At 63.7% G+C, this 12,397-nt stretch carries 14 protein-coding genes; 3 read left to right on the top strand and 11 right to left on the bottom strand.

Features of this window, described 5'->3' with window-relative positions; translation table 11 throughout:
- From EOA22_RS09335 to EOA22_RS09345, 3 genes are all read right to left on the bottom strand, one after another.
- A partial coding sequence (locus EOA22_RS09335; protein WP_127389940.1) for a peptide chain release factor-like protein occupies positions 1-373 on the bottom strand: 373 nt, incomplete at its 3' end.
- Between the two features lie 10 nt (positions 374-383).
- Entirely contained in the window at positions 384-2,654 is a 2,271-nt protein-coding gene (gene ptsP, locus EOA22_RS09340) for a phosphoenolpyruvate--protein phosphotransferase (protein ID WP_127389941.1), read from the bottom strand.
- Positions 2,655-2,737: 83 nt separating this feature from the next.
- Positions 2,738-3,991, bottom strand: a complete 1,254-nt coding sequence (locus EOA22_RS09345; RefSeq protein ID WP_063169069.1) for an aspartate kinase — start codon at positions 3,989-3,991, stop codon at positions 2,738-2,740.
- Between the two features lie 258 nt (positions 3,992-4,249).
- Here EOA22_RS09345 and EOA22_RS09350 point away from each other — a divergent pair, with 258 nt between their 5' ends.
- Entirely contained in the window at positions 4,250-6,106 is a 1,857-nt protein-coding gene (locus tag EOA22_RS09350) for a CHASE3 domain-containing protein (RefSeq protein ID WP_063169070.1), read from the top strand.
- 11 nt (positions 6,107-6,117) lie between these two features.
- On the opposite strand, the gene EOA22_RS09355 is transcribed toward EOA22_RS09350, so the two are convergent.
- Positions 6,118-6,687 carry a putative glycolipid-binding domain-containing protein gene (locus EOA22_RS09355; RefSeq protein WP_063170342.1) on the bottom strand — a complete coding sequence of 190 codons (570 nt, stop codon included), beginning with the start codon at positions 6,685-6,687 and terminating at the stop codon, positions 6,118-6,120.
- A gap of 285 nt (positions 6,688-6,972) precedes the next feature.
- Here EOA22_RS09355 and ubiG point away from each other — a divergent pair, with 285 nt between their 5' ends.
- On the top strand, positions 6,973-7,722 hold the full coding sequence (gene ubiG / locus EOA22_RS09360) for a bifunctional 2-polyprenyl-6-hydroxyphenol methylase/3-demethylubiquinol 3-O-methyltransferase UbiG (protein ID WP_023811162.1): 750 nt from the start codon (positions 6,973-6,975) through the stop codon (positions 7,720-7,722).
- Position 7,723: 1 nt separating this feature from the next.
- On the opposite strand, the gene EOA22_RS09365 is transcribed toward ubiG, so the two are convergent.
- Both EOA22_RS09365 and EOA22_RS09370 read right to left on the bottom strand, forming a co-directional pair.
- Entirely contained in the window at positions 7,724-8,242 is a 519-nt protein-coding gene (locus EOA22_RS09365; RefSeq protein WP_013529455.1) for a flavin reductase family protein, read from the bottom strand.
- 142 nt (positions 8,243-8,384) lie between these two features.
- Entirely contained in the window at positions 8,385-9,275 is an 891-nt protein-coding gene (locus EOA22_RS09370) for a DMT family transporter (RefSeq protein ID WP_013529454.1), read from the bottom strand.
- A gap of 96 nt (positions 9,276-9,371) precedes the next feature.
- On the opposite strand from EOA22_RS09370, the gene EOA22_RS09375 reads away from it, so the two are divergent.
- Entirely contained in the window at positions 9,372-9,857 is a 486-nt protein-coding gene (locus EOA22_RS09375; RefSeq protein ID WP_013529453.1) for a MarR family transcriptional regulator, read from the top strand.
- A 6-nt stretch (positions 9,858-9,863) separates the two neighbouring features.
- Here the strand turns inward: EOA22_RS09375 and EOA22_RS09380 are convergent, their stop codons facing one another.
- The 5 genes from EOA22_RS09380 to EOA22_RS38730 all read right to left on the bottom strand — a co-directional run.
- The gene (locus EOA22_RS09380; protein WP_164746265.1) at positions 9,864-10,418 is read right to left on the bottom strand and encodes a hypothetical protein; all 555 of its coding nucleotides are present in this window, start codon (positions 10,416-10,418) and stop codon (positions 9,864-9,866) included.
- A gap of 122 nt (positions 10,419-10,540) precedes the next feature.
- The gene (locus EOA22_RS09385; protein WP_013529451.1) at positions 10,541-10,966 is read right to left on the bottom strand and encodes a DUF1178 family protein; all 426 of its coding nucleotides are present in this window, start codon (positions 10,964-10,966) and stop codon (positions 10,541-10,543) included.
- Positions 10,963-11,829: a carbon-nitrogen hydrolase family protein gene (locus EOA22_RS09390; RefSeq protein ID WP_027163514.1), complete on the bottom strand. Its 867-nt coding sequence runs from the start codon at positions 11,827-11,829 to the stop codon at positions 10,963-10,965. Before EOA22_RS09390 ends, EOA22_RS09385 begins: the two co-directional genes overlap by 4 nt.
- Before the next feature lie 10 nt (positions 11,830-11,839).
- The gene (grxC, locus tag EOA22_RS09395) at positions 11,840-12,109 is read right to left on the bottom strand and encodes a glutaredoxin 3 (protein WP_024503792.1); all 270 of its coding nucleotides are present in this window, start codon (positions 12,107-12,109) and stop codon (positions 11,840-11,842) included.
- Between the two features lie 27 nt (positions 12,110-12,136).
- The coding region (locus EOA22_RS38730; RefSeq protein WP_281040758.1) for a phosphoribosyltransferase family protein at positions 12,137-12,397 on the bottom strand (261 nt) is incomplete at its 5' end.

Genomic DNA, 12,397 nt, shown 5'->3' on the forward strand with positions numbered 1-12,397 from the left:
CGGTCGGCAGATGGGTGATGCGGGCGGCCGAATCGGTGGTGTTGACGTGCTGGCCGCCCGAACCCGAGGCGCGCATCGTGGCGATGCGGATGTCTTCGGCCCTGATGTCGATGTCGACCCCTGGCAGCTCGGCCTCGGCCAGCGCCCGCATCTCGGCGTCGGTGCCCCTGTCGGCAAGCATGGCTTCGAGGTCGGCCTGTTCATGCTCGGCCGCGCGCAGCGCCCTGACCTTGGCCACCATGTCCTGGATTTCGGCATATTCGGACGCCATGCGCACATAGGCGTCCGGCGCCGGGCCGGCCGACATCTGCGCTTCGAGCATCTCGAAACGCTTGACGACTTGATCCATACGATCGCGGGGCAAATTGACCATGATGAGGCTGCTATAACGGGATCGAACGGTCGTCGGCAAAGGCCTGCAGCAGCGCCCGCATCGGCAGGCCCTGTGCCGGAGCCATCAGATTGTCGTCGAAAAACGCCTTCAATTCGTCCAGCGGCAGTTCCGTCAGCATCGCCTTGACCGGCCCGATCGAGGCCGGCGACATCGAGATCGAGCGGAAACCGAGTCCGATCAACGCCATCGCCGAGATCGGCTTGCCGGCGAGTTCGCCGCATAGCGTCACCGGCGTGTGATTGCGGACGCCGGCCTCGGCGATCTGCTTGAGGACGCGCAAGAAGGGTGCCGACAGCGTGTCGAAGCGGTTGGCCAGTTGCGTGTTGCCGCGGTCGACGGCCATGACGAACTGGAACAAATCGTTCGAACCGACCGAGACGAAATCGACCGCTTTCATCAATTCATCGAGCTGGAACAGCAGCGACGGCACTTCAAGCATCGCCCCCAGCTTCAGGCTGGTCGGCAAATGATGGGCAAAGCGCGACAAATGCCGCACCTCGCGGTCGATGATCTCGCGTGCCTGGGTGATCTCGCCGAGTTCGGTCACCATCGGCAGCATCAGCTTCAGCTCACGCCCGCCGCTGGCCTTGAGCAAAGCGCGTATCTGGGTGCGCAGCAGGCCCGGCCGGTCGAGCGTCAGGCGGATCGCCCGCCAGCCAAGCGCCGGGTTCTCTTCCTGGATCGCGCCCTTGAAATAGGGCAGCACCTTGTCGCCGCCAATGTCGATGGTGCGGAAGGTGACGGGCTTGCCGCGCGCCGCTTCGAGCACGTCGCGGTAGAGCTTTTCCTGGGCCTCGGCCCGGGGAAAGGTGGAAGCGACCATGAATTGCAATTCGGTGCGGAACAGACCGATGCCGGCCGCACCCGCTTCGGCAAGCTGCGGCAGGTCGACGGCGAGACCGGCATTCATCAGCAAATCGACCTGGACACCATCCCTGGTCGTCGACGGCTTCTTGCGCAGTTCGCGGTAGACCTCTTGCCGGCGCGCCCTGAAACGCACTTTTTCGGCATAAGCGGCCTCGAGATCGGGCTGCGGCCGTAAATGGATCACGCCCTCCTCGCCGTCGACGATGATGGCATCGCCGTTTTCCGCCATGGAAACAGCGCCCTTCATCTGGCCGGCGACGGGGATGCCCATGGCACGCGCGACGATGACGACGTGGCTGGTCGCTGCACCGTCCTCGAGCACCAGCCCGCGCATCTTGTCGCGGGGATAATCGAGCAGTTCGGCAGCCCCCATCGAACGGGCGACGATGATGGCGTCCTTAGGCAGCGATGCCGCGACATCTTCCGGCCCGCGCCCCATCAGCTGGCGCAGCAGGCGGTTGGCGAGGTCGTCGAAATCGCTCATCCGCTCGCGCAGATAGGGATCGGTCATGTGCAGCATGCGGGCGCGCATGTCGCTCTGCACCTTTTCCACCGCCGCTTCGGCCGTCAGGCCGTTGCGGATCGCCTCTTCCAGCCGTCGCACCCAGCCGCGATCGTTGGCGAACATGCGATAGGCTTCCAGCACCTGGCGATGCTCGCCCTCGAAGGCGACGTCGCGGCGTTCCAGCATGTCGTCGATGGACAGCCTGAGCGAGCTGAGTGAGGTCTCCAACCGGCGAACCTCTTCCTCGCTGTCCTCGTTGAACAGATTGGTGACGACGATGCGCGGCTCGTGCAGCACGACATGGCCAAGCCCGACGCCTTCATTGAAGGACAGGCCGGTGAAGCTGACAGGACGGCGCAGATCGAGTTCGAGGCCGGGCCGGGTCAGCCGCGCCAGATCGCCGGTGGCGATCATCTCGGCGATCACCATCGCCGTGGTTTCCAGCGCCTCGACCTCGTCGTCGCGGTAGTGGCGCATGGTCTTGTTCTGCACCACCAGCACGCCCAGCGTGCGCCCTGCCCGCAGCACCGGCACGCCCAGGAACGAGTTGTAGATCTCTTCCCCGGTCTCCGGCAGGTAGGCGAAGGCAGGGTGTTCCTGCGCATTGGACAGGTTGAGCGGCCGCGCGCTGGCGGCGATGGTGCCGACCAGGCCTTGGCCCAGCCGCAACTGCGCCAAATGGACGGCGTTCGGGTTCAGGCCTTCGGTGGCGTAGAGTTCGAGCACCGAATCGGCACGCAGCACATAGAGCGAGCAGACTTCCGCGACCATGTTGGAGGCGATGTCGCGCACAATCCGGTCAAGCCGCTCCTGCGGCTCCAGCGGCTCCTGCATGAGCTCGCGGAGCCGTTTGAGCAAAACGCGCGGGCCACTGGCCTGATCACGCATCGCGGCTTGTTCTCCAATGGGCATTCTGCCCGCCGCAGTTTCCACCGCGACCGGCGCACACGCAACAACTCAAATCGTTCTCGCTACTGCTTATCCAGACCGTAGACGGAATGCAAAGTACGAACCGCAAGTTCCGTATACGGGCCGTCGATCAGGATCGAAATCTTGATCTCCGAGGTCGTGATGGCGCGGATGTTGATCGATTTGTCGGCCAGCGCCTTGAAAGCGGTGGCGGCGACGCCGGCATGGCTCCTCATGCCGATGCCGATGACCGAAACCTTCGACATGCCGGCTTCCGACTGCACGACATCGTAGCCGATCGAGGCCTTGAGGCGTTCAAGCACGGCCAGCGCCTTGTCGACATCGCCCGACGGCACGGTAAAGGTCATGTCGGTGAACTTGCCGTCCTCGGAAATGTTCTGGACGATCATGTCGACATTGATGTTGGCCGCGGCCAGCGGCCCGAAGATGCCGGCGGCAACGCCCGGCCGGTCGCCGACCCGGCGCAGTGAAATCTGCGCTTCGTCCTTGGCGTAGGCAATTCCGGTGACGACCTGCTGTTCCACGATCTCTTCCTCGTCGCAAATGAGCGTTCCGGGCGGATTGAGCAAATCCCCCATTCCGGGCGCATCGGGATCGTCGAAGGACGACCGCACGAAGGTACGCACCCTGTGCACCATGGCAAGCTCGACCGAACGCACCTGCAGAACCTTGGCGCCGAGCGAGGCCATTTCAAGCATTTCCTCGAACGAGATCTTGGCCAGCCGCCGCGCCTTGGGCTCGATGCGTGGATCGGTGGTGTAGACCCCGTCGACATCGGTGTAGATGTCACAGCGATCGGCTTTGACCGCCGCGGCGATGGCGACAGCACTGGTGTCGGAGCCGCCGCGGCCGAGCGTGGCAATACGATTGTCCGGGCCGATGCCCTGGAACCCGGCAATCACCGCCACCTGGCCCTCGCCGAAGCGCTTGATCAGGAACGCACCGTCAATGTCGAGGATGCGCGCCGCCCCATGCGCATTATCGGTCTTGATCGGGATCTGCCAGCCCTGCCAGGAGCGGGCGTGCACGCCCATGTTCTGCAAAGTGATGGCCAGCAGGCCGGCCGTGACCTGCTCGCCGGAAGCGACGACCGCATCATATTCGCGTGCGTCATGCATCGGCGAGGCCTCACGCGTCCAGCCGACCAGTTCGTTGGTCTTCCCGGCCATCGCCGAAACGACCACCGCCACCTCATGGCCGGCGTCGACCTCGCGTTTGACGTGACGCGCCACGTTGCGGATGCGGGCGATGTCGGCGACGGAGGTTCCGCCGAATTTCATCACGATGCGCGCCATGGGAGCGAAATGCCTTTGCCTGAAGCCGGATCCCAGCCAAAAGCCGGAATCCCGAAAAGCGGAAGGCCGGCTGACGCCGGCCGCTGAATGCGCGGCCTCCTTAGCCAAATGACGAAGGTTTCGCAAGGCTGGCGGCCAATTGCCGGCTCCAGAAGCCGGCATATTGCCTTCCGCCCCGGCGCCGCCTACGAAATGCTGCCTGCGGGGAATTCTTTTGGTTCGGCATAGCAGATGATGATTGCTCGGTTTCGACGTGCCATGCGATGGCAATCGCTCCCGCTTGTCGCAGGCTTTGCGGTGCTGGCGCTTATTGTCGGCAGCCGTGCCATGCTGGTCGAGGAACAGCGGGCCAACCGCGCCGCCGCGCGCGAGGCAATCGAATATCAGCAATTGCTTTCGGGTCTGCTTTCTCTGGCACAGGAAGCCGAGAACGGCCAGCGTGGCTACCTGCTGACCGGCGAGAAATCCTATCTCGAACCCTATCGGAGCGCTGTCGGCGCCATTCCGGGGCAACTTGCCCGTATCGACAGCTTGACCGCCCCCGACGACCAGTTCGTCCAGCCGATCAACCACATCAAGGACGCGCTTTCGCAAAAGCAGGCTGAACTGGCCGAGACGATTGCCCTGTACGACCAGGGCAATGCGACGAAAGCGCTGGATCTGATTCGCAGCGGCCAGGGCAAGGCAGTCATGGACGAAATCCGAACCAGCATGGATACGGTCCGACGCATCAGCGCCGCAGCCGTCGCCGCGCGCGACGCGCATACCGACCAGGTCGAGACCTGGCTACGCATCGGTTCGGTGGCGGCACTGCTGGCGATCTTCCTGCTTGCCGGCTACGCGATCAGGGAATCGCGCCGCCGCTTCCTTGAGGTGGCGGTCGCCCAGGAGGAGTTGGTGCGCAAGAACGTCGCGCTCGGCAGAGAGATCGAGACACGTGAAAAGGCAGAATCCCAGATCCGCCAGATGCACAAGATGGAGGCGGTCGGCCAGCTTACAGGCGGCATCGCCCACGACTTCAACAACATGCTGGCGGTGATCATCAGCGCCATGAACCTCGCCCAGCGCAAGCTGGCGCGCGGCGAGCACGACATCGCACAATTCATCGACGCGGCGATCGATGCCGCGACCCGTGCCGCCAATCTGACGGCCCGGCTGCTCGCCTTCTCGCGTCAGCAGCCGCTGGCGCCGCAGATCGTCGACGCCAACCGCCTGCTGACCGGGATGTCCGACCTGATCCGTAGGGCACTCGGCGAAACCATCCGCATCGAAACGGTGCTGGCGGGAGGCTTGTGGAAAACCCATGCCGACCCGAGCCAGATCGAGAACGCCGTTCTCAACCTGGCCGTCAACGCCCGCGACGCCATGGGCGATGACGGCAAGCTGACCATCGAGACCGCCAACAGCCATCTCGACGACAGCTACGCCGCCGCCCATGCAGAAGTCGCGGCCGGCCAGTATGTGATGATCGCCGTCAGCGATACCGGTTCGGGCATGACCCCCGATGTCATGGCCAAGGCCTTCGAACCCTTCTTCACCACCAAGCCGGTCAACAAGGGCACCGGCCTTGGATTGAGCCAGGTGTTCGGCTTCGTCAAACAGTCGGGCGGCCACGTCAACATCTATTCCGAGCCCGGCGAAGGCACGACAATCAAGATCTACTTGCCGCGGTATTTCGGCGCCGAAGAGCCGGCCGTGCCCACCGGGCGCGGCGACAACTCCGCCGCACCGGTCGCCGAAACGATCCTTGTCGTCGAGGATGATGCCCGCGTGCGGGTCTCCACCACCGAGGCCATACGCGAACTCGGATACACCGTCATTGATGCCGCGAGTGGCGAGGAAGCGTTGCAGAAACTGGCGGAAAACCCGAAGGTCGCCCTGCTGTTCACCGACATCGTCATGCCCGTCATGAACGGCCGCAAGCTGGCGGAAGAGGCCGTTGCCCGCATGCCGCTGCTGAAGGTGATCTTCACCACCGGCTTCACCAGGAACGCCGTGGTCCACAACGGCGTGCTCGACCACGACGTGCATTTCCTCGCCAAGCCCTTCACCATCGAGCAACTGGCAGCGAAACTGCGTGACGTGCTTGGCACGACGCAGGTCGCAGCGGACTGATCACAATCGCTTCAGCCTGACGCAGCCGCGCGTCTCCAAAGGCCGGGATAGTCGACAACGAAGCCGTGCGGCGAGACGTTGAGGGTCTCGTCATAGCCGAACACCGGCGCGGCATAGGCATAGCGAACCGTGTCGAGACGCCGATAGGTCTGATCGAGGCGCACCAGGCTCAGTTCAGGGAAAGTCAGGTAGGCGGCCGGGGCAGGCGACGCTTCGCCGATCCCGAGGCCATACCGGCGGATCGCCAGCAGGTTCGATGCCGGTGTGAAGCCAAGATCGACGTCGACAAGACCGTCGACACCCTGCTGGACTTCGCCGTTCAGCGTCCACTGGCCGTTGAAATCGCGTTCGATCGCATAGTGCAGCTGGCGCGTGCCGAGAAAGCCTTCGACAAGCGCCGCCCGCGTGTGCCAGCCGGCATCGCAATTCACCCCGTAGGCGAGGCAGCACGGCTTGCCGTCCTGGATGAAGATGGCTTGTCCCTTGAGGCTGTGCCCGCCATCGGTCTGCGCAAGCAGACAGGCATCATGCCCCTCCACGTCCAGCCGATGCCAGAGGATCGAAGCCGTCATTGCTGTCATCGTCACCTCCTTCGAGTTCAAAACGATGATGTGTTCCTTCGCCCGCCAGGCCAATTGTGTTTCACCGCAGCGCACTCCAGCTGACATGCCCTGACAGAATCCGGCTCCCTGCCGGCAGAGGAAAATTGTTGCCTTGACATTCGCGGCTTCACGCCCGACTTCCTAGCGCATGACCCCGAAATCGAAGTCGATTTCGGAAAGGATCATGCGCAGAATCTAAAGTGCTACAGCGTCCTTTGCGCGTCCAAGAGGACGCGCGGCGCTGTAGTGTCGAGGAGACCAACTATGCCAGAGCCCCGACGATCGACGATCGATGCCGGAGAAGTGGAACGCTTTTCCGCCCTTGCCGCCGAATGGTGGAACCCGAACGGCAAGTTCCGTCCCCTGCACAAATTCAATCCGGTCCGGCTGGCCTATATCCGCGACCAGATAGCGACGCGCTTCGGCCGTGACCCACGCGCTGCAAGGCCTTTCGAGGGACTGCGCATCCTCGACATCGGTTGCGGCGGCGGACTTTTGTGCGAGCCGATGGCGCGGCTTGGCGCCGAGGTTGTGGGCGCGGATGCCTCCGAAACCAACATCGAAGTGGCCAAGCTGCACGCCGCCGAAGGCAATGTCAGCGTCGACTATCGCGCCACGACGGCCGAGGACCTTGCCGACGCCGGCGAGAAATTCGACGTCATCCTCAACATGGAAGTGGTCGAGCATGTCGCCGACATCGACCTGTTCGTCGCCAAATGCGGCGAGATGGTGCGGCCCGGCGGCATCATGTTCGTGGCCACCATCAACCGCACGCTGAAGGCGCTGGGCTTAGCCATCATCGGCGCCGAATATGTGCTGCGCTGGCTGCCGCGCGGCACCCACCAGTTCGGCAAGCTGGTGCGCCCGGAAGAGCTCGAAAAGGCGCTTGGCGGCGCCGGCCTGACCATCATCGACCGCACCGGCGTCACCTACAATCCGCTGGCCGACCGCTGGGCGCGGTCGAAGGACATGGACGTCAACTACATGGTCCTGGCGGAAAAAGGCTCGGTCTGATCTATTCAGAATTCAGCGGCCTGTAGCCGCCGCGCCAGTAGATCAGCGCCTGGCCGGCATCGGACGTGCGCACGGCCTCGACCGAACCGATGACGATGGAATGCGTGCCGCGATCGATCATTTCATCGAGGCTGCAGTCGAATGCGGCCACCGCATCCGAAAGCAGCAAAGCTCCGGTCTTGAGCGTCACCCATTCGGCGCCCTCATAGCGGTCCTTGCCCTTGATGCCGCCGAAGCCGGAGAACCGCTCGGCCACGCGCTGATGCTGGGGGCCAAGCGAGTTGACGCCGAAATGCCGGTAGCGTTCGATCACCGGCCAGGTCGACGATGACCGGTTGACACAGGCGATCACCTTGGGCGGCTCGGCCGACAGCGAGACGACCGAAATGACCACCAGACCGGAGCGATCCTCGCCGGTGCCGGCGGTGATGACGCTGACATTGCCGACGATCAGCCGCATCGCGGCGCGAAAATCAGCTACATCGACGGCAGTCCCCTCGGATGTCTTCGGTTCGGTCATGGCTTGCTCCAGAGCACGATTCCAAAAAGGGAAAGGTCCTCGGAAAAGACCACGCTCAAACAAGAAGATAAAGCAGATCTGGATACAAATTCAGGTGAGATCGGCTCCAGGCGCGAAGGCAGTTCGGATCCCCTGCGACCGCTCACGCCTTCTGGCTTTGTGCCCTGGTGGTGATGAACACGCCGGCAGTGATGATGAGCGCGCCTGCCCAGGTCAGCAGTTGATAGTGCTCGCCGAGGAAGAGGGTTCCGGCAAACAGGCCGACGGCCGCCGCCACATAACCGATCTGGCTGAGATAGACCGGACCGCCGACCGCCTGCAGCCGGAAGAAGAACGCGAACATCGCCGATGCCGACGCAACCTGCGCGACGACGACCAGCGGCACGCCGCCGAGTGGGACGAAAGCTTCGCCGCCGAACAGGAGGAGAATGCCGGCAAGCAGCATCGCCGCCGACGCCAGATGGCTGCCGACGGCAAGCTCGATCGGGCCGGTACCGTCCGGCCAGTCGACCGTGCGATAGATGTTGCCGGCGGCAAGGCTGACCGGGATGAGCAACCCCATCGCCACCCAGAACAAATCGGCCGGCTGGCCGGCCTCGCCGCGCGTCACCGCGACCATGACGGCGCCGACGAAGCCGACGGCGATGCCGGCAATGCCCAGCATGTTGGGGCGCCGGACACGCAGCAGGATCGAGAACACCAGCGTGATGACCGGCGACAGCGTGAACATGATGCCGGTGTAGCCGGCGCCCAGATGCGGGATGGCCGAGAACATCAGGAGATTGGGGACAGCATAGGACACCGCGGCGGTGACGAAGAAATAGCGCAATTTGTGCGCGGTGAGCCGGACCCGCTTGCCGCGAGCCAAGAGCATGCACAGCAAGACCCCGCCGGCGCCGAGCGAGATGACGAAGGCCCAGACCATGGCCGGCACGCCGGCAGCCGTGGCGAGCTTGCCGAACGGCAGCGTCAGGCCGAGCAGGCCGCCGGTGACGACCAGCAGGCCGAGCGCCGAATCCCAGAGAAGCTTCATTGACCGAATCCTGTAGCGCGGCTCTTGGCCGGCATTGCATCTTGCAGTAAGATAACGGAAAGATTCTTAACGTCAAGATAAATGATGGTGAGACAGTTGGACAGGGCAGCACGGGCGATCGAGCAATGGAAGCGGGAACGACCCGATCTGGACGTCTCGCCGATGGGTGTGCTCGGGCGGCTGAACGAGGCCGCCTCGCTGATCGCCCGCGAGCGCCTGGCGCCGTTGTTTGCCCGTTATGGATTGCAGTCCGGGGAATTCGACGTGCTGGCAACGCTGCGCCGCTCTGGATCACCCTACGCCCTGACGCCGACCGCCCTCTATGAAGCGACGATGGTGACGTCAGGCGCCATGACCAACCGGCTCGACCGGCTCGAAACGTCCGGATTGATCCTGCGCGGGCCGCACCCCAACGATCGGCGCGGCATTGTCGTGCGGCTGACCGAAAAGGGTCTCGCGTTGATCGATGAGGCTATTGCCGCCCATGTTGCCAACGAGCATGAGATTCTTTCCGGCCTGACACCGGCCGAACGGGAGACGCTCTCTCGGCTGCTTGAGAAATTGATCGGGAGCGTGAGCTAAGCCGGGTCAGTTCGTAGGCTGCGGCGAGAACCGGCGCCGGTGTTTCCAGCGGCGGTATGATACGGTGAGGTCGACAAGCCGGGTCGGCATGTTGAGGTAGAGCAGAGCATCCCGCAAACCGCTGAGATAGCGCTCACTCATCGCCTTGTCGGAAAAGTCCGGCATGGCCTCGAGTGTCGCTTCGGCTTGCTGGCTCCGGCCCTTTCCGGTCGGCAATCTGGCCGCAAAGGCTATTTCTCGACGCAGACAGACCTGCTCCACGCGATCCCGCAGCGCCTCTTCGTAGCCGATACCACATCGCATAAGCCGCGCGTGGGTGGCTTCATGGACGATAATCGAAGCGACCAATTCCGGCGTCGTCCTTTCGCTGATGATATGGCGCTCGTCCAATTCGCATGCCTTGGAAGAGTTTGCCCATTGCGCGACGGAAGCAGGAAGGGTTGTGACAAATACCTGTCTTACGTCACCAAGCAGCCGTCTGTAGCGCACTGGATCAAAATCACGAATAAGCTGAAGCGCCTCGACGATCTTGTCGGTGCCCTTGTCGCTGATGATGAGCAACCCGTCGATCGTTCGGGTACCGCTAAGCTTGACGGCGCCCCAGCGGGCCAATCGGCCAACGACGGCTCTTATGCTGCGTCGCGGCTCAATCGCTTCTGGGTCGCGCAAAGCTCCCTCGGAACTCAGTTGCGGTCGTCCGGAAACACCGGGATCGGCATGAACTCGACGCCGTCCTCGACCAGGCTCTTGGCTTCGTCCAGCGTCGCCTCGCCATAGATGCCACGCGGGTCGCTCTCGCCGAAATGGATCTTTCGCGCTTCCTCGGCGAACTTGTCGCCGACATAATCGGCATTCTCGCGCACCTTCTCGGCCATCGCCTTGAGCTGCGCCAAAGCCTGCTTCTGCGCCTCGCCCATGGCCAGCGCTATGGTTTCCTGCTTGCGCGCCGTGGAGACGGCCGGCGCCATCAGTGCTTTCTGCACCTTGTGCGAACCGCAGCTCGGGCAATCGACGAAGCCGCGCTTCTTCTGGGTGTCGAAATCGTCGTTGCTGCGGAACCAGCCTTCGAATTCGTGCTCGTGCTCGCAGATCAGGGCAAAACGGATCAAGAGGCTGCACCCCTGAGCCGCGGCGCCTCGCCCGAGCCGGCATTGACGGCGAAATCCCGCGCATTCCTGAGATTGGGGATCTTCTTGCGCGCGGCAAGCGACTGCGCCGGGTCGATCTCGGCGACGATCACCGCCGGTTCGTCATGCGCGGCTTCCGCAATGATCCGGCCCCACGGATCGACGATCAGCGAATGGCCGTAAGTCTCGCGGCCGTCTTCATGCAAGCCGCCTTGCGCGGCGGCGACGACATAGGCGCCGTTCTCGATGGCGCGGGCCCTGAGCAGCACGTGCCAGTGCGCCTCGCCGGTCTGGCGGGTGAAGGCAGCCGGTACGGAAAGCAGGTCTGCGCCGGCCAACGCCTCGGCGCGGAAGAGTTGCGGAAAGCGCAGATCGTAGCAAACGGCGAAGCCGAGCTTTGCACCCTCGATGTCGGTGACGACGGCCTCGGTTCCCGGTTCATAGGCGGCGGACTCACGCCAGCTCTCGCCATTGTCGAGATCGACGTCGAACATGTGGATCTTGTCGTAGGCGGCGAGCGCAGCACCATCCGGCCCGAACAGCAGCGCCCGGTTGGCGAGCTTGCCGTCGGCGCGCAGAATGGCGGTCGAGCCGATATGCAGGAAGATGCCGAGCTCCTTGGCCAGCCTGCGCGCGGTCGCGACGACGATGTCCTTGTCCTCCGACGTGAACGATGCGGCGCGAGCTTCCTTGTCGCGGATCAGCGCCCCGGTCATTTCCGGCGTCTGGATGTAGGTGGCACCTAGGCTGGCTGCTTCACGCACCAGCCGTTCGAGATCGACGGCGTTGCGCTCGGGGCTCTCGCCCGAACGCATCTGGATCGCAGCGGCCTTGAAAACACCCATCGTCATTCCCTCAATTCGTCGCGCCGTTGGCGAGCAATTTGTCCAGCCGGCCTTCGGCCTCCAGCTCGTGGAGGTCGTCACAGCCGCCGACATGCGTATCGCCGATGAAAATCTGCGGAAAGGTCGTGCGGCCATGCGCCCGGGAGATCATCTCCTGGCGCAATTCCGGCGAGAAGGAGGCATCGTGCTCGGTAAAGGCGACGCCCTTGCGCTCGAGCAGCCGCTTGGCTGCCGTGCAATAGCCGCACATCATGCGGGTGTAGATCGTGACATCGGTCATGACGAATTTCCGCTGTTCGTTGCCGACTTATATAGTCGCGGACTCGTCCGCCCGAAAGTCCCCCGGCAACACACGCGCAAAGGTCAGCACGTCGACGGCGGCCGCACCTCCCCTTTTCAGCGCCTTGGTGTCGGAACGCACCGTGGCGCCGGTGGTGTAGACATCGTCGATCAAAAGCACCCTGCGGCCGGCGATCTCGATTTCCGCCTCGGCAGGCACCCGGAACGCGGCCCGCACATTCTCCTCGCGTTCGCCGCGCTCCAGCCCGACCTGCTGGCGGGGGAGTTT

The sequence above is a fragment of the Mesorhizobium sp. M7A.F.Ca.US.014.04.1.1 genome, assembly GCF_003998745.1.
GTDB lineage: Bacteria > Pseudomonadota > Alphaproteobacteria > Rhizobiales > Rhizobiaceae > Mesorhizobium > Mesorhizobium ciceri.